At 33.8% G+C, this 16396-nt stretch carries 18 protein-coding genes and 1 tRNA gene; 8 read left to right on the top strand and 11 right to left on the bottom strand.

Translation table 11 applies throughout. From position 1 onward, the window contains the following. Positions 1-190 precede the first annotated feature (190 nt). Positions 191-1645 (bottom strand): glutamate--tRNA ligase, encoded by a 1455-nt coding sequence (gene gltX / locus ACWG0P_RS14340; RefSeq protein WP_455802318.1) that lies wholly within the window; start codon positions 1643-1645, stop codon positions 191-193. 148 nt (positions 1646-1793) lie between these two features. Here gltX and ACWG0P_RS14335 point away from each other — a divergent pair. The 4 genes from ACWG0P_RS14335 (at position 1794) to ACWG0P_RS14320 (ending at position 3877) form a co-directional block, all read left to right on the top strand. Then, positions 1794-1869 (top strand) — tRNA-Gln (locus ACWG0P_RS14335). Between the two features lie 157 nt (positions 1870-2026). Continuing rightward, a complete protein-coding gene (murB, locus tag ACWG0P_RS14330; protein WP_455802317.1) occupies positions 2027-2959 on the top strand; it encodes a UDP-N-acetylmuramate dehydrogenase in 933 nt (310 codons plus the stop codon). 56 nt (positions 2960-3015) lie between these two features. Continuing rightward, positions 3016-3189, top strand: a complete 174-nt coding sequence (locus ACWG0P_RS14325; protein WP_455802316.1) for a rubredoxin — start codon at positions 3016-3018, stop codon at positions 3187-3189. A 247-nt stretch (positions 3190-3436) separates the two neighbouring features. Next, on the top strand, positions 3437-3877 hold the full coding sequence (locus ACWG0P_RS14320) for a hypothetical protein (protein ID WP_455802315.1): 441 nt from the start codon (positions 3437-3439) through the stop codon (positions 3875-3877). Between the two features lie 56 nt (positions 3878-3933). Here ACWG0P_RS14320 and ACWG0P_RS14315 read toward each other — a convergent pair whose 3' ends face one another. Then, on the bottom strand, positions 3934-4518 hold the full coding sequence (locus tag ACWG0P_RS14315) for a hypothetical protein (RefSeq protein ID WP_455802314.1): 585 nt from the start codon (positions 4516-4518) through the stop codon (positions 3934-3936). 109 nt (positions 4519-4627) lie between these two features. Further along, positions 4628-5497: a LysR family transcriptional regulator gene (locus ACWG0P_RS14310; protein WP_455802313.1), complete on the bottom strand. Its 870-nt coding sequence runs from the start codon at positions 5495-5497 to the stop codon at positions 4628-4630. Positions 5498-5597: 100 nt separating this feature from the next. On the opposite strand from ACWG0P_RS14310, the gene ACWG0P_RS14305 reads away from it, so the two are divergent. Further along, positions 5598-6167 (top strand): chromate transporter, encoded by a 570-nt coding sequence (locus ACWG0P_RS14305; RefSeq protein WP_455802312.1) that lies wholly within the window; start codon positions 5598-5600, stop codon positions 6165-6167. Then, entirely contained in the window at positions 6164-6724 is a 561-nt protein-coding gene (locus tag ACWG0P_RS14300) for a chromate transporter (RefSeq protein WP_455802311.1), read from the top strand. The genes ACWG0P_RS14305 and ACWG0P_RS14300 overlap by 4 nt, the downstream gene beginning before the upstream one ends. A gap of 35 nt (positions 6725-6759) precedes the next feature. Here ACWG0P_RS14300 and ACWG0P_RS14295 read toward each other — a convergent pair whose 3' ends face one another. Then, positions 6760-8136 (bottom strand): aminopeptidase, encoded by a 1377-nt coding sequence (locus ACWG0P_RS14295; RefSeq protein ID WP_455802310.1) that lies wholly within the window; start codon positions 8134-8136, stop codon positions 6760-6762. A gap of 144 nt (positions 8137-8280) precedes the next feature. Further along, a complete protein-coding gene (murI, locus tag ACWG0P_RS14290) occupies positions 8281-9060 on the bottom strand; it encodes a glutamate racemase (protein ID WP_455802309.1) in 780 nt (259 codons plus the stop codon). Between the two features lie 180 nt (positions 9061-9240). On the opposite strand from murI, the gene ACWG0P_RS14285 reads away from it, so the two are divergent. Continuing rightward, complete coding sequence (locus ACWG0P_RS14285; RefSeq protein ID WP_455802308.1) at positions 9241-10953, top strand: [FeFe] hydrogenase, group A; 1713 nt, start codon at positions 9241-9243, stop codon at positions 10951-10953. 15 nt (positions 10954-10968) lie between these two features. Continuing rightward, positions 10969-11091, top strand: coding sequence for a rubredoxin-like domain-containing protein (locus tag ACWG0P_RS14280; protein WP_455792934.1), 123 nt, complete (start codon positions 10969-10971; stop codon positions 11089-11091). A gap of 122 nt (positions 11092-11213) precedes the next feature. Here ACWG0P_RS14280 and ACWG0P_RS14275 read toward each other — a convergent pair whose 3' ends face one another. The 6 genes from ACWG0P_RS14275 to dapA form a co-directional block, all read right to left on the bottom strand. Beyond that, positions 11214-11780 carry a GNAT family N-acetyltransferase gene (locus ACWG0P_RS14275; protein ID WP_455802307.1) on the bottom strand — a complete coding sequence of 189 codons (567 nt, stop codon included), beginning with the start codon at positions 11778-11780 and terminating at the stop codon, positions 11214-11216. A gap of 61 nt (positions 11781-11841) precedes the next feature. Then, entirely contained in the window at positions 11842-12759 is a 918-nt protein-coding gene (locus ACWG0P_RS14270) for a hypothetical protein (RefSeq protein WP_455802306.1), read from the bottom strand. A gap of 94 nt (positions 12760-12853) precedes the next feature. After that, positions 12854-14041, bottom strand: a complete 1188-nt coding sequence (locus ACWG0P_RS14265) for a hypothetical protein (RefSeq protein WP_455802305.1) — start codon at positions 14039-14041, stop codon at positions 12854-12856. Further along, complete coding sequence (locus ACWG0P_RS14260; protein WP_455802304.1) at positions 14025-14519, bottom strand: RNA polymerase sigma factor; 495 nt, start codon at positions 14517-14519, stop codon at positions 14025-14027. The genes ACWG0P_RS14265 and ACWG0P_RS14260 overlap by 17 nt, the downstream gene beginning before the upstream one ends. 75 nt (positions 14520-14594) lie before the next feature. Continuing rightward, positions 14595-15392 (bottom strand): C39 family peptidase, encoded by a 798-nt coding sequence (locus ACWG0P_RS14255; protein ID WP_455802303.1) that lies wholly within the window; start codon positions 15390-15392, stop codon positions 14595-14597. Between the two features lie 111 nt (positions 15393-15503). Next, positions 15504-16391 (bottom strand): 4-hydroxy-tetrahydrodipicolinate synthase, encoded by an 888-nt coding sequence (gene dapA, locus ACWG0P_RS14250; RefSeq protein WP_455802302.1) that lies wholly within the window; start codon positions 16389-16391, stop codon positions 15504-15506. Positions 16392-16396: the final 5 nt, after the last annotated feature.

Raw genomic sequence — 16396 nt, 5'->3', positions numbered from 1 at the left:
TTGGTGGCTATACAATCACACCAAATCCTGCAAGCTAATATTTATTAATTTTCCTATTTTAAAATCGTTCACTCTTGTGTTCTTTTTAAGTTACTCTTTTCTCTCTTCGTTGTTTCACACTTGTACCTTCTTTTGTTTCTATTATAGCGAAAATGGTAAAAGAAAGCCATACTCTAGGCATGGCTTTCGCTTACTCTTTTTCTAATTTTTCGATTCCAACTTGGATTCTTTTTAATGTTTCTTCTTTTCCAAGAATATGGGCAATTTCAATTGCGCCCCCTGGTGTAAATTGCTTTCCTGTAATCGCTGTACGAACTGGCCATAATACTTGCCCATTCTTCATACCTAGCTTTTCAGGAAGTGCCAATAAAACATCGTGGATGCTTTCTTCTCTAGACCAGTCATTAAGTTCGCTTAATACATCTTTTGCAGCCTGAAGAGCCTGTAAAGCTATTTCATAAGTTGTTTTCATTTTCTTATGAATATACATTTCATTATCGTAGCTTGCTAACTCATCAATAAAGTCAATGCTTTCTGTGATGGTTGCTAATGTATCCGTACGAGGTTGTAAGATACGAGCAACTGCTAACATATCTACTGGTTTATGAATCCCTTCTTCAATGTATGGTTTCGCAATTTCAAAGAATTCTTCTACTGACATTGCACGTAAATACATTCCATTCATCCAAGTAAGCTTATCAATATCAAAGATTGCTGGAGATTTAGAAATACGTTTGATATCAAATACTTTGATCAACTCTTCTAACGTATAAATTTCTTGTTCACTTTCTGGGGCCCATCCTAACAAAGCAATATAATTCAAGATAGCTTGAGGTAAATATCCTTTCGCTACTAAATCTTGAAAGCTAGCATCTCCATTACGTTTACTTAATTTATGTTGTTCATCTTTCATTACTGGAGGTACATGTACATAGGTTGGAATGTCCCATCCATAAGATTGATAAATCAAATTATATTTCGGAGTGGAAGATAAATATTCATTCCCACGTACAACATGAGAAATTTCCATCTGATGATCGTCAATGATATTGGCAAAATTATATGTAGGAAATCCATCAGACTTCAACAAAACGGATTCATCTAATGTACTATTATCTACTTCGATTCTTCCATATACTTCATCATCAAAATAGGTAACACCATCATGTTTAATACTTTGACGCACTACGTAGGTTTCCCCATTCGCAATACGAGTACGTGCTTCTTCAACACTCACATGCTTACAAGGATCATCATATTTAAATGAAATTCCTAAACTCTCAGCTTCTTTTCTTTGTCTTTCAATTTCTTCTTCACCACAGAAACAATAGTGTGCACCACCAAGGTCTACTAATTGATCAGCATATGCTTTATACATTGGTAAACGCTCTGATTGTACATATGGTCCAAACTCACCACCGATATCTGGTCCTTCATCGTGGTGAAGTCCAACTTCTTTCATTGTATTATAAATAATATCTACAGCACCTTCTACAAGACGCTCTTGATCTGTATCCTCAATACGAAGGATAAAATCTCCATTTTCGTGTTTTGCGATCAGATACTCGAACAATGCCGTTCTTAAGTTTCCGATATGCATATATCCTGTAGGGCTTGGCGCAAATCTAGTTCTTATTTTTGTCATAATATTCTTCCTTTCAATACTTTATAATCATATAATAAACAGGGCTGTTTATCAACCTAAAAGAAGTCTTTTTTACCTTGAACTTGCTTAATTTCTATTGACAAGGATATGCGCAATGCTTTATAATATCACATGCTGCACTAAAAATTGGGGTATAGCCAAGCGGTAAGGCACCAGACTCTGAATCTGGCATTTCCTTGGTTCGAATCCAAGTACCCCAGCCAATGTATACACAAAAGTCGAATGGATTCGGCTTTTTTTATATTTTGAACAACACTACACTTTTATTAGGCATTTACATATACTACCATAGTGCACTTATAGCATACTACTAGGAGTATTCATAATACTACGATATCATATAGGAAAGTGAGGATGTCTATGAATTCATTGGAAATGGTATACCAGTATCTAATAGAGAAGAATATAAAAGTGAAACGTAATATCTTACTTGCTTCTTTGACTACGCTACATATTGGAGGTCCAGCAAAACTCCTTGTGGAAGTTTCAAAAGTAAAAGATATAAAAGATACGATAACAGTATGCCAAAAATATGCAGTCCCTTTTTACGTATTAGGGAGAGGAAGTAATGTATTGGCACTTGATGAAGGCTTTCATGGGGTAATTTTGCATATTGCGAATCTTTTTTCAAGTATTACAAAGATTGATGATACGCTTGTAAAAGCAAAAAGTGGCGCCCTTTTAAAAGCTGTTAGCAATTTCTGTATAAAGAAACACTTAGGTAACTTTGAATTTGCTTGTGGAATACCTGGTAGTGTTGGCGGAGCTATCATTATGAATGCTGGTGCTTATGATGGTGAAATGAAAGACATCGTAAAGGAAGTAACCTTTTTAAATGAGAAACTAGAAGTCGTGACCTTTACAAATGAAGAATTAGATTTTTCATATCGTCATAGCTACTTTAGTTCTCATTTTGGTATCGTCCTAGAAGTAATCTATGATTTGGTTCCTAGAAATAAAGACCTTATTAAAGAGAAAGTGAAGGATTTAATGAATCGACGTTATGCAATGCAACCAATGGATAAGTATAGTGCAGGAAGTACCTTTCAAAGACCCTTAGGGAATCACGCTTCAAAGCTGATATATGAAGCAGGGCTAGCTGGCAAACGTATTGGAGATGCTTGTGTATCCAATAAGCATACAGGATTTTTGATCAATGAAAAGGATGCGAGCAGTCAAGATTTTCAAACATTAATTACCTATGTACAAGATAAAGTAAAGCAACAAAGTGGATATGAATTAGAATGTGAAATAAAATTTATTATGAATGAGGAACCTCCAAAAATCATTTGACGTGACATAAAACAAAAATATTTAGTATAATACAATCATTATAAAGGAGTGTTAGTATGACAAAGTATATATGCGATATCTGTGGATATGTTTATGATGGTGAAGATTTCTTGAAAGAGGACGATGATTATAAATGTCCCTTGTGTGATCAAGGGAAAGAGGCATTTCATGAAAGAAGTTTTGATCACGAAGTAAATCTTGCTACGGATGAATATCATCGCAATAAATAGATAAAAGTGCGCATGCGCTTTTTTTTATAGGTTAGTACAAATGAAATATCTTTCTAGCACTTTCTACACAAAATGTAATTTTTACATTTATATATGTCTTCTTAAATTTTTGTAACACTCTTGGTAAATGACCATTTGCTATGGAACACTTCTTTAAAACCACAAGACAATTTTTTATTTTAGTGCTAGAATGAACATAGAGAAACATCAATATTCTATATTTCTTAGAAAAGAAAGAAGGGGAAACATGAGTAAATATATAGAATTGAGAGTCAAGAAAGTATACGTGGTAATTTGTTGCATTGTATTACTTCTCATTGGTGGCATTGGTGGATATTATATTTGGTGTTCTTATCATCCAGATATTTATATTCAAATAAGCGATGGACCTACTGGAAAAGAAGGCATCAAAATGGAAGCCCCTAATATTTCATTTGCAGGACATGGGATTGCCCAACCAGCATCATCTATTGAATTAAATTTACAAGGTATTGTAAGTCAACATGAATTCTTCTGTAATTATATAAAGGATACTTACAAAACATCCGACATAAAATTGAATATAAAGGTAAATGATAGACAAACCATTCTAAAGTATTCTGGATCCGCAACTACACTTGAAGATGAAGTAATTACTATCGATGAAGAGTTTGCTCTTGATTTTACATTAGACGCGGATATTACCTAATCACAAAAAGATCTTTCGATCTTTTGTTATTTTATCTGTATCCTAGATTGAATTATTCAAATACGTATTCCAAACCAAGCATACGTATTTTTATTATATACATGTACATAAATCGTTCGATTGGAATCAATCGATATGCGATACTTTTTCATCCCCTCATTATCCGTTCCTTTAATTTCTTCTATTCGTAAGTCACTCGTTATCAATTCAATATAGTGATCTTTTAAAATCGTTTCCAACGTAGTTATCTCGTTTATTTTTTGGGTAATAAATATAGTTGGTTCTCCATATCTATATTTATATGTTAAAGACTTGATTGGCACTACATAATATAAATCTTTCTTTTCAACTACCTTATAATAGCCTTGCATAGCTGCTATAGGCTGTGATGTGCCAAACATATTTATACTGATTATACAACAAGCAAATGACAATACAAAAAACACAAAATATATAAATCCAAAAATTATTCTTCTTTTTTTGTTAGGAGTAAAACAAATAAGAGCAATTGTTATTGCTAGAACAAAAATTTGCACGTTTCTAATATTCAGTGATTGATTTATTATCATATCATTGATCATCAAGAATAAACTTAAAGTTATGATACTAACAGAAAGTGCTATTTTATAGACTAATTTCATAAACATTTCTCCTATTGCTCATCCCATTCATTGAGTAAATGATAGCATATAAATCATAAATATTCACAATTTGCTATCTCGATGCTTTAGACAATATTAAGCACTTTTTTTACTGCTGTAGTGTAGATAATAAAGTTTTTAATGGTTCATTTAAAAAGAGTCCTTTATCGTATACGATATGGTTTTCATTACAGAGTACTTCATTTCTTATGGTTAAGGTGTGCAATTCTTTCCGGAATGGACATGTTTGAATAATGGAATCTGGAAGAATGCTAACTCCTAAATTATGACGAACTGCCTGTAATAGTGCTTGAGAGTTCACACTTGTCCAAAGTGGCTCTATTACCATTTGGTGAAGACGACATGCACTATCAAAGGTATCACGAGCTGCACTTCCCTTTTCACGAAGTAACCATTGATACTTTGTAACTTCATTCCATTCTATCGTATGTTTCTTAGCAAGTGGGTGTTCTTTATGACATAGAATTTGTAAATCATAAGAAGAAAAACGTAATTGTTGCCAATCTTCATTCACAACTACACCCTCGACCAGTGCAAGATCAATCGTATGCTGTTGTAAACGCTGTAAGATCTTACTAGCACTTTCTACACAAACAACGACTTTTACATTTGGATATATCTTCTTAAATTCCTGTAACACCATTGGCAAATGATCATTTGCTATGGTAATACTAGAACCCAAGTGTATAGTACAGTTTTCTTCTAAGGAAGGTGATATATGAATAAGGTCTTCATAAGAATGTAAGACTCTTTGAACCTTGCTCAGATATGCTTTTCCTATAGCATTTAAATAGATGCGTTTCCCAAAACGATCAAATAATTGTACTTGAAGTTCTTCCTCCAATTCCTTAATTGCTAAGGATACTGCAGGTTGTGTCATATACAACTTTGTAGCTGCTTTTGTAATATTTTCTTCTTCGCAAACCTTTTGGAAAATCTGCAACATTTTTATATTCATTAGGATCACCTCTATATATCAATTTTAACATATATTACATAAAATAATATAATTTTATTTATATATAAAGGTAAGTTATAATAATACCGGAGGATAGATTATGAATAAAAAAGGATTTGCTTTATATATATGGTTATTTCGTACCAATTTCTTTATCAGTGCGTTTACGTTTGGAGGGGGCTATGTAGTCATCCCTATGATACGTAAGTACTATGTTGAAAAAGCGCATTGTTTTAAAGAAGATGAACTTATGGAAATGGCTGCCATTGCACAATCATCACCAGGTGCGATTGCGATTAACTTATCTGTTTTGGCTGGTTATAAAGTTGCGGGACTTAAGGGTTCTATTTTAAGTGCTTTTGCGGCAGTATTACCCCCATTGCTTATACTCTCTGTTATCTCTGTAGGTTATGAAGCATTTCGAGACAATATATATATTTCCATGGCTTTGAAAGGTATGCAAGCGGGAGTCGTCGCTTTAATTGTAGATTTTATGATTGACATGTGTGCTACCATCTTTAAAGAACAGCCTCGTTCTATTTATGTACTAGTTCCAATTACCTTTATCGCAAGTTTTATATTCCAAATAAACGTAGCACTTATTTTGATAGTTTCTGTTTTATATTGTATCGCAATACAATATTGGCATAGACAGCGAGGTATTGTATGAGTTCACTCTACGAATTACTTATTAGCTTTCTACAAATTGGATTGTTTAGTATTGGAGGAGGTTATGCGACCATTCCTCTTATTCAAGAACAAGTGGTGAATTTGCATGGTTGGTTAACAATGCAAGAATTCACAGATATTATCACGATTTCTCAAATGACACCAGGACCTATTGCTGTGAATACTTCGACCTTTGTTGGGATTCAAATTGCTGGTATACCTGGTGCGATTGTCGCAACAATCGGTTGTATCTTTTCTGGTTTTGTAATCTCTATAACGTTATATAAATTCTTTCAGAAATACCAATCTTCGATCTATGTATACAAAGTCATAAACGGTCTAAAAGCAAGTGCCTGCGGTTTAATTATGGCATGTGCTGGCACTATTTTGTTACTGGCTTTCTGTAATACTTCCACCTTAACTATAAAAGATATGTCTCTAGATGGTATTGCAGTTCTTATTTTCTGTATTTGTTTTCTTCTACTACGTAAATTCAAGTGGAATCCCATTCTAGTGATTGTAAGTTCTGGTATCATGGGATTGGTATTGTACTTATAAACCAAAAGAAAAGACGCGCTTGCGTCTTTTTCATGTTATGCGTGTTTTAAGAAAGCTACATACCCTCTTGTTGTTTCATATACATCCGCTTTAGAAGCAATTTCCCAAGGAGCGTGCATATTATGAAGTGCAACACCACAATCGATAACTTCCATATCATACTGTGCTAAGATGTAGGCAATTGTACCTCCACCACCTTGGTCTACTTTACCAAGTTCTGCAGTTTGATAAGATACTCCTTCTTTTTCCATGATATTTCTTAGTTCTGCAATATATTCAGGGTTAGCATCGTTACATCCACCCTTACCTCTAGAACCTGTATATTTGTTAAAGACAATTCCTTTTCCAAAATAAGCAGAGTTCTTTGGTTCCATAACACTTGCATAGTTAGGATCAAATGCAGCACTTACATCACTTGATAACATTTTTGAATTCTTCAATGTTCTACGAACACTTAATTCTGTATATACGTTCATACAGTTCATGACTTCTGCAACTGTGTTTTCAAAGAATTTTGATTGCATTCCTGTTGCGCCAATACTACCAACTTCTTCTTTATCCACTAACAAACAAACTGCTGTACGTTTTACGCTCTTCATTTCCAATAAAGCCATCAAAGAAGTATATGCACAAATACGATCATCATGACCATATCCCATAATCATAGAACGATCCAATCCATAATCACGGGCTTTTCCTGCAGGTACTACTTCAATTTCTGCAGAAACAAAATCATCCTCTTCAAAGTCATATTTTTCTTTTAATAGTTTTAAAACATTTGCTTTTACAGCATCTTTTTCTGTATCTTTTAAAGGAATACTTCCCACTGTAACATTTAAGTCTTCTCCTTCAATTACCTTACTTGCAGTTTTTGTTAACTGGTCTGCAGATAAATGAACTAATAAATCAGAAATACCCACAACTGGATCGCTATCATCTTCTCCGATGTTAATATTTACACTTGTTCCATCTTTACGCACAACAATACCATGCAATGCTAATGGAAGTGTTACCCATTGGTATTTTTTGATACCACCATAATAGTGTGTATCTAACATAGCCAATTCTTTGTCTTCATATAAAGGATTCTGTTTGATGTCCAAACGTGGACTATCCACATGTGCTCCTAAAATATTCAATCCTTGTTCAATAGGTTCTTCACCAATGTGAAATAATGCCAATGTTTTTCCCATATTATTAGCATATACTTTGTCCCCTACTTTCAAAGTTCCTTTTGCTTTGATGATATCGTCTAAATTACGATATCCTGCTTTTTCAGCGATACGAATAGACTCTGTAACACATTCACGTTCTGTTTTGCAATCAGAAATGAATTTCTTGTATCCTTCACTGAAATCAAAAACATCTTTTAATGTTTTTTCATCATACTTATTCCATGCATTCTCTCTCATATATAGTCTCCTTCTAAACTCTTTATATTATATATTGTTCATGAATGAAAGACAACTCTTTCGATAATTAACTTGCATTTAACCCAATAAAAGCTCTGATTCATATATAAGAAAAGATAATCCTATCGGATGGATAAAATTATCTTAGATGTGTAATAATTGTTTTGATAATTCCATAATTGCTTCATCATGTTTCATAGAATTATAAATTTTGATTTCTCCCATTTCCTTCGTCTTTTTTAATTCCTCTTGTTCTTCTAAGATGTGCACGAGGTGTTTTGCGGTACCATGATTGCCATCAATGATTTCTATATGCGTAGGTAAAAGTTTTTTCATCACTTCTTTGAAGAACACAAAATGTGTACATCCTAACACAATGCTATGGATGGTAGATAAATCATATGTATCCAAGTATTCTTTTAAGGTAGTTTCCACTACTTCTTGATTTGTTAATTGGTGCCCTTCTACAATTTCCACTAGTTTTGGACAAGGTTGTTTATAAATCGTATTTTCTTCTTCATAACGAGACATTAACTGTGCAAACTTTTTTTCTTTTAACGTAAACTGTGTAGCTAGTACTACAATATTTTGTTTACCTTCTTTTTCAGCTGCTACTTTTAATGCAGGTTCCATTCCTATAATCGGAATCATAGGATATTTATCGCGTAGTTCATTGACACAAGCACTGGTTGCAGTATTGCACGCAATTACAATTGCTTTTACGCCTTTCATCATAAAGAATTCACATATAGATTCACAACGAGCAGTGATTTCTTCTTTGCTTTTCACTCCATATGGTGCAAATTTAGAATCCCCAAAATATATAAAATTTTCCGAAGGCATCATCTTACGCAATTCATTTAAAACACTGATGCCACCTAAGCCAGAATCAAATACTCCGATTGCTTTTTCAAGATTTCCCATTGTATCTACCTCCTGCCGTATGCAATTATTATACCTCGAATCTATGATTCATGCACGATTTTTAAAAGGATTTACCAAATAATTACAATTAGCATTGACAAACAATAAAACAAATTGTAATATTTAATTATATTAAGAATCATTCTTAGTTTAAGAAAAGGTTGAAAGAGGAGAAATTATATGAGTAAACATCTATCCATAGATATCCGTGTACCAATAGAGGCAGATAATCCTGCCATTCGAAGAATAGAAAGTCTATGTATTCAGTGTGGACAATGTAGAGATGTCTGCCAACAACAAATCTCTGTAGGGAAACATTATGACCTAGCAAAAACAAATGATTATGCAATTTGTATTCATTGTGGACAATGTGCCAATGTATGTCCAACAGGATCTATTCATGAAGTACAAGACTTTATGAAAATTGAACGTGTCTTACGAGAAGGCAAAAAGAAGGTGGTTGCGATTACCTCACCTAGTGTACGTGTTGGTTTAGGTGAAGAATTTGGAATGCCATCTGGAAGTTATGTAGAAGAGCACATGGTTGGTAGTTTACGTGCACTTGGTATTCCTTATGTATTTGATACCACGTTTGCGGCAGATTTAACTATTATGGAAGAAGCGAGTGAATTGATTGATCGTATTACAACAGGAAAACCACTTCCGCAATTTACGAGTTGTTGTCCTGCTTGGGTGAAGTTTGTGGAAACCTATTATCCAAATTTACTTCCTAACATTTCCACAAGCAAATCACCGATTTCTATGTTTGCGCCAACCATCAAAACTTACTTCGCACAAAAAGAAGGCATTGCCCCTGAAGACATTTATGTGGTAGCATTAACGCCTTGTACTGCAAAGAAATTTGAAATCAAACGTGAAGAAATGAGCGATGCTAGTAAGTATCATAAACAAGAAGAATACGCAGATTGTGATGTGGTAATCACAACACGAGAACTTGCGAATTGGATGCGAGCAAACAATTTAGATTTGGATAATGTAATCCCTAGTGATTATGATTCACTGATGCCTAGAGGAAGTGGTGCAGGAATCATCTTTGGAAATACAGGTGGTGTCATGGAAGCTGCAATTCGCTCAGCCTATTACTTTTTAACCAAACAACAACCAACCGCTGATTTATTACAACTAGAAGCAGTACGTGGGTTAAAAGGCGTACGCAGTGCACAACTAACGATACAAGATATTCCATTAAAGGTCGCCATAGTACATGGAACTGATAATGCTAGACAATTCATTTCACATCTAGAAACTACCAAAGAACATTATGATTTCGTAGAAGTAATGACCTGTCCTGGTGGATGCATTGGTGGAGGTGGACAACCAAAGCATATTGGACAAGATATGGAAGCTATTCGCAAGAAAAGAATCGATGCGCTCTACGCAAAAGACCAAGAAATCACCTTAAGAAACTCTCATGATAATCCTCACATCCAACAACTCTACGATGAATTTTATAAACAACCATTATCTACATTAGCAGAAGAGTTATTACATACAAGCTATCATGTACGTGACGATTTAAATGAAAATCCATCCCTATATAAAGATATGTTTATACAAGAAAGCGCATTAGATACAAAAATATCTACATCTTCTATAAGCTATCGCTGTAGTGTGTGTGGTTATATTTATGAAGGAGACATTACCTTAGAAGGCGAAGATTATCAGTGTCCTTTATGTAGTGTACCAAAAGACTTATTTGAAAAAGTAGAAGAACAACCCCAAGAAAGTACTAGTACTGCCACAGATAGCATACGCTATAAATGTAGTATTTGTGGTTACATCTATGAAGGTGATATAATGAATGAAAGTGATGACTACAAATGTCCTATGTGTAGCGTCCCTAAAGATTTATTTGAAAAGATGGAGAACTAAGAAAGGAGAATTTCAATGAAATACAAATGTACAGTTTGTGGCTACATTTATGAAGGCGATATCACATTAGAAAATGATGATTATAAATGCCCTGTATGTGGCGCACCAAAAGAAAAATTTGAAAAAATAGAAGCATAATACGTAAAAAAACTATCCTCAAAAGTGAAGTAGTAAGATAAAAGTAGATATACTTTAAAGAAATATTTCTTTTTAAAATTGCCTACTTTCGTTTGATAACTTCATCTCAAAAGATAGTTTTTTTATATGTTCTCTTTTTCATGAACACTTGATGTATCCCAATATTTGCTATAGACTGGAATATCATCTTGAAAGTTCAATTGGTACATACGAAATGTAACAAGGATATTTTTTGGTTGCCATAATTCTTCATAAGAGTACTCATACTTCATACCAAGGTGTTTCATCACCTCACCACTTCTTGGATTCTTACGATCATGTGTTGCGCTAATATAAGGTACTCCATTTTTTTTAAGCTCTTCAAGAACCAAGGTACAAGCTTCACTTACAATTCCCTTATGCCAATACGCTTTATGTAATCCATAACCAAAATCATGACTATCGTCCCCACTCACATTCACATACCCAATCACTTTATTTTCCTCTTTAAGACATATCGCATAGTGATATCCATTTTCATCTTGTAGATACATATCCAACTTACTTTGTGCTTCCTTTATTGTTGTAAATGGGTACCATGGTAAAAACGTATTTACTTCTTCATCTTTCATCAATTCAAAGAATGCTTCTACATCTCTTTGTTCAAATTCTCGAACGATCAAACGTTCACTATATAATGTTTTTTTCATATTCAAACCTTTCCTATCCTTTCTTATAAAAGGTATCTCCAATCAAGAAGATACCTTTGTTTTATGCATTCATTTCTTTCATTTCTTGTAAAAGAGATGCTAGTCCTTCTATCATGTGTTCATCATCAAATTGGCAAGTACCAACCACATGATGACCACCACCGCCATATTTCAACATTAGTTTCCCTACATCAATCTGACAAGTACGATTGAGCACACTATATCCTACAGCTGCACTACAACCCAAACCACCTTTTCCATTGACAATCCAAACAGAGATATTTGCTTCAGGATACATACTATAAATCAAAAAACGATTCCCTGTATAAATGGTTTCTACTCCACGTAAATCCGATATAATGATATTATTTTCAACCGTCGTATGTTCCTTCACCATTTCCATGAATTTTTCGTTTTGTTCCCAGTAAAGTTCAACACGCTCTACAACATCTGGTTGCGCAAGAATTTCATGAATATCCATCACACGACACCAATCAATCATTTTTTCCATCAGTTGATAGTTGCTAATAGTAAAATCGCGGAATCTTCCTAGTCCAGTACGTGGATCCATAATAAACCCTAATAATATCCAATCTTTTGGATGTAAAATTTCATCAATCTGTAAATTTGCACTATCTACTTTATCTACAGCTTCTAATAATTCGTCATAATTAGGAAATCTTTCTTTCCCTCCATAATAATCATACACGATATGTGCACAACTAGGACATTGTCTACTATCTCCTACATACTTCCCTTGATATGCATTTCTTTCTTCTTCACTAGAGTGGTGATCAAACCATAGACCACAGCCTTCCACAAAAGGGACGTTAGCCAAACAATCATCTTTTGTAACTTCTACTAATCCATCCTGAAGATCTTTTGGATGCACAAATTTCCAATTATCAATTATGCCAACCTCTTTCAAAAAGACAGCACAAGCTAATCCATCGAAATCCGATCTTGTAAGTAATCTCATAATATTCTCCTCCTATATATTCTAATATTACCACCTAATGAAAACGTTCTCAAGAACTATCTTTAAGAGCTAAGAATTTTATTCCCTTTATGTATCAATTAAACGTCAAACTCGTATCCGGTAATCTTATATCCAAATACTCAGAAGAGATAGCAGGAATATAATAGATACCATAATGTTTCATTCCCTCAATTGGAATAATAAGTCCATCTTCCATCTCTGCATATACTTTATAATAAGGTGACAAATACTCAAAGGTAGGATCATCCAAATAAGCTATCTCCATAAATGCTATGTCTGCACCTTGCGCTGGAGGAAGAGAATTAGAAATATACTGACCTTCCATAAACAAACTTCTTGCTTTATCAATGGATATAATTGGATAATCACCAAGTTTTTCTTCTACAGGAGTAAAACTAATGATTACGTTTATATAAGTTTCAGAGTAATCAAAACCAACCTTTCTGAAGCTATAAGAAAAAATTGTATCTTCTATTGTTTTTTTCTCATCATAGATAGAGTAGTTCCACTTTTGCTCACGAGTATTATCAAATCTACAAGAAATATTTGGTTTCGGATTTGTTAGACCTAATTCCTCTTTAAAATAATTTGCGAACCTCAGAGCCACTTTTTCAGCTTCCTCTTGATTCGAGGCAGTAAAATCAAGATTTTTATCCTTCAACTGTTCTTTCTTAATAGATATTTCTGCTTCACCTCGATGATTAACATTTATATTTCCCTCTTTATAATGTGCCTCCACAAAGTTATCGAATCGCATAATCTTTTCTGCTTTTTCACTAAAATGAAATATTTTTTTATAATCCTCAATTATTTTATCTATTTGTTCTTCTTTCATTGCACCTTTTAAAATCGTATCTCTTCCATCTGTAAGGTACCCATTTCTATATACAGGAAGTGTTTTATTCGAGTAATCAAGTATCGGATTCCCCTTTCCAAAATATGACGCATCTGGTAACATAACTCCCGCAAATCCGAATCCGACAACATTGTTTTGTGTAATCGCAATTTTAGGAAGCTCCTTAAAAGCTTGCTTAACTTCATTAGGCTTTTTTTCAGATTGATTGATTTTATATGGTGAAAACATAAGGTATCCCGATATTATAAGTAGTAAACAAGCACCAACAACCGCATAACGTCTGGTATGAAATTTATGTTCTTTTCGTTCTTGCGCATTTTCAATATTTAATATCCATCGTTCTTTTTTGGTATCTTTAATTTTTATAGCATCTATTTCTTTTTGATAGTCACTCCAATTCATCATCAAATTCTCCTTTCATCAAACCTTTTAGTTTCTTCCTCCCTCTGTGTAACCATGAAGCAACAGTGGCTTCTTTTACATCATATATTTTCGCAATTTCCACAATACTATAGCCTTCATAATAAAACAGATAAATTGCTCTTCTGCTTCCTTGAGGTAACTTTCTTATATATGGCAATAAAACAAAGGCTTCCTCCTTTTGTTCCTCGACATTCATATAATTCTCATTCATCTGTGAAATTCTTCTTTTCCACCAACTTTTATGTACATCTTTCACCTCATTGGAAGCGACACGAATAAGCCATGCTTTTTCATGATTATCATCATGAAATTCAGGAGCTTTTTGCATATATTTTATGAATGTATTTTGTACAATATCTTCTGCATCACTTAAAGAAAGTGAATCGTGCAAAACAAGGCGCAACAAAAGATCACTATAGGTGTTCACAACTCTTTGGATATCGTTTCTGTTCTCCCTCATGGCACTCCCTCAACTTCTTCCTTATACAAGGATAAGAAATTTATGATTTATAAAATTATCATAACACAAAATATACTACCAAATATAAGCAGGTTCTACATTTTCTATAATGGCTCCTTCTAATTCCTCTGGTGTAAAAACTTTCACACCTCCATATTGTGTATCCTGTACCTCATAATAAGGGTCATTGATGAAATAAAATGCTACCTCATTACTATCTTTCTTTAATATATAACCATTGCATACAACAAAATGATTCGCACTTACTTGTTCAGTATATAAGGTATTCAGATTAACAGCCAATATGCTAGGATAACCCTCTTGAATATTTTGTTGCAATCGAGTATGAATGGAAGAAAGCACATCAGGATTTGTTTCACATATATTAAGTGTTTGAACTCGATATCCACTTTCAGAACCGATAACCAGCTCTTTCTGAAATATATATCTATTTAATATTCGGGCCATATCAACATATTCTGTTCCTGTAATTGCTACTGTATTCATTTCATCTGCAAGCTCTTTTTGTGTTTTTGAAATGAGAAAATGATCCAACACCATTTGTACAACTGCAGGTCCACAATAGAACGAATTTTCTTGGATACTTTGTTTCATATCAATAAGTATCTTCTCACCTATTTCTATACCATATAAGGTTGAATTTGTATTGCCCTGTGGCTCATCTTCCTGTGGTTCTTTTTTATTACTTGATGTCTTTTTCTCTTTTGTTTTATCCTGTTGCTTCTTTGTTTTCTCATGTTCTTCCTTTGTCTTATCCTGTATTGTATTCTTTTTTTCTGCTTCATGAGTTACGCAAGCACTCAACAATATACAAATTGTAGACAAGCATATACACAATAAAATCTTTTTCATTTCGATATCACCTCTCTACCTTATATACGAGACACCATTACAAAACATTGCATTAGATTTAGAATATTTTTATTTATATTACAAAGAAAAAAAGCGAACCTTTCGGAACGCCTATGCTAGATGATAATATGCTAACATTTCTTTGATTTTCACATCATCCTCTTTTGTACATTCACGTACAGGTTTTCTTGCAGGTCCTACTTCCGCAATACCAGCTAATTCTACTGCACGTTTCATAACACTTGGTACAGTTCCAAGTGGAAGAACACCGCGAATGACATCGATATCTTTTTGTAGTTTTTCTGCAGTTTGTGTATCACCTGTATGAAGTGCGTTATCTAATCCTACCACAACATCTGTAATGGCATTGCTTGTTCCCGCCACTGCACCAGTTGCGCCAAGGGCATACCCAAAGCTAATTTTAGAATCAGAACCAATCAATACTGAGAAATCTTTTTTCTTACTGATTGCACAATATGCTTTTAGGTTGTCTTCATTTCCACTACTATCTTTGATTCCTTTGATATTTTCAATATCTGCTAAACGCTCAGCTATTTCTGGGGTAATGTTACATCCAGTTGCTTTTGGAATATTATATAGGATAATAGGTAGATTAACGTGTTCTGCAACTTCTTTAAAGTGTTCGTAAATTTCTTCATCTTTTGGTTTTAAGAAATATGGAGTAATGATACTTAATGCATCTACACCTATCACTTCCATCTCTTTTGATAGAGCGATGGTTTCTGCTGTTGAACAACATCCAGTTCCCGCAAATACTGGAACACGTTTGTTTACCATGCGAACGACTTCTTTCGCAAAATCTACTTTTTCCTGATAGCTCATTACATGGAATTCTCCATTACTTCCAAGAATGAAAATACCTTTTACACCTTTTTCAATCAAGTGATTGATCAATTTTTCAGTTGCTTCATAATTTATACTTTGCTGATCATCACGATGAAATGGAGTGACAATCGGGGTAATAATTCCTTCAAACATAACAG

Source organism: Amedibacillus sp. YH-ame6, assembly GCF_053848845.1.
The sequence above is the reverse complement of the archived record's forward strand: the minus strand, read 5'-3'. Positions and strand labels throughout refer to the sequence as shown.

Coding starts and splice junctions, on each gene's coding strand:
- ACWG0P_RS14255 (WP_455802303.1), bottom strand. CDS start 15,392: ATGAAAAAGATTTTATTGTGTATATGCTTGTCTACAATTTGTATATTG.
- ACWG0P_RS14305 (WP_455802312.1), top strand. CDS start 5,598: ATGAATAAAAAAGGATTTGCTTTATATATATGGTTATTTCGTACCAAT.
- ACWG0P_RS14260 (WP_455802304.1), bottom strand. CDS start 14,519: ATGAGGGAGAACAGAAACGATATCCAAAGAGTTGTGAACACCTATAGT.
- ACWG0P_RS14315 (WP_455802314.1), bottom strand. CDS start 4,518: ATGAAATTAGTCTATAAAATAGCACTTTCTGTTAGTATCATAACTTTA.
- murB (WP_455802317.1), top strand. CDS start 2,027: ATGAATTCATTGGAAATGGTATACCAGTATCTAATAGAGAAGAATATA.
- gltX (WP_455802318.1), bottom strand. CDS start 1,645: ATGACAAAAATAAGAACTAGATTTGCGCCAAGCCCTACAGGATATATG.
- ACWG0P_RS14325 (WP_455802316.1), top strand. CDS start 3,016: ATGACAAAGTATATATGCGATATCTGTGGATATGTTTATGATGGTGAA.
- ACWG0P_RS14310 (WP_455802313.1), bottom strand. CDS start 5,497: ATGAATATAAAAATGTTGCAGATTTTCCAAAAGGTTTGCGAAGAAGAA.
- dapA (WP_455802302.1), bottom strand. CDS start 16,391: ATGTTTGAAGGAATTATTACCCCGATTGTCACTCCATTTCATCGTGAT.
- ACWG0P_RS14275 (WP_455802307.1), bottom strand. CDS start 11,780: ATGAAAAAAACATTATATAGTGAACGTTTGATCGTTCGAGAATTTGAA.
- ACWG0P_RS14280 (WP_455792934.1), top strand. CDS start 10,969: ATGAAATACAAATGTACAGTTTGTGGCTACATTTATGAAGGCGATATC.
- ACWG0P_RS14295 (WP_455802310.1), bottom strand. CDS start 8,136: ATGAGAGAGAATGCATGGAATAAGTATGATGAAAAAACATTAAAAGAT.
- murI (WP_455802309.1), bottom strand. CDS start 9,060: ATGGGAAATCTTGAAAAAGCAATCGGAGTATTTGATTCTGGCTTAGGT.
- ACWG0P_RS14300 (WP_455802311.1), top strand. CDS start 6,164: ATGAGTTCACTCTACGAATTACTTATTAGCTTTCTACAAATTGGATTG.
- ACWG0P_RS14270 (WP_455802306.1), bottom strand. CDS start 12,759: ATGAGATTACTTACAAGATCGGATTTCGATGGATTAGCTTGTGCTGTC.
- ACWG0P_RS14285 (WP_455802308.1), top strand. CDS start 9,241: ATGAGTAAACATCTATCCATAGATATCCGTGTACCAATAGAGGCAGAT.
- ACWG0P_RS14320 (WP_455802315.1), top strand. CDS start 3,437: ATGAGTAAATATATAGAATTGAGAGTCAAGAAAGTATACGTGGTAATT.
- ACWG0P_RS14265 (WP_455802305.1), bottom strand. CDS start 14,041: ATGATGAATTGGAGTGACTATCAAAAAGAAATAGATGCTATAAAAATT.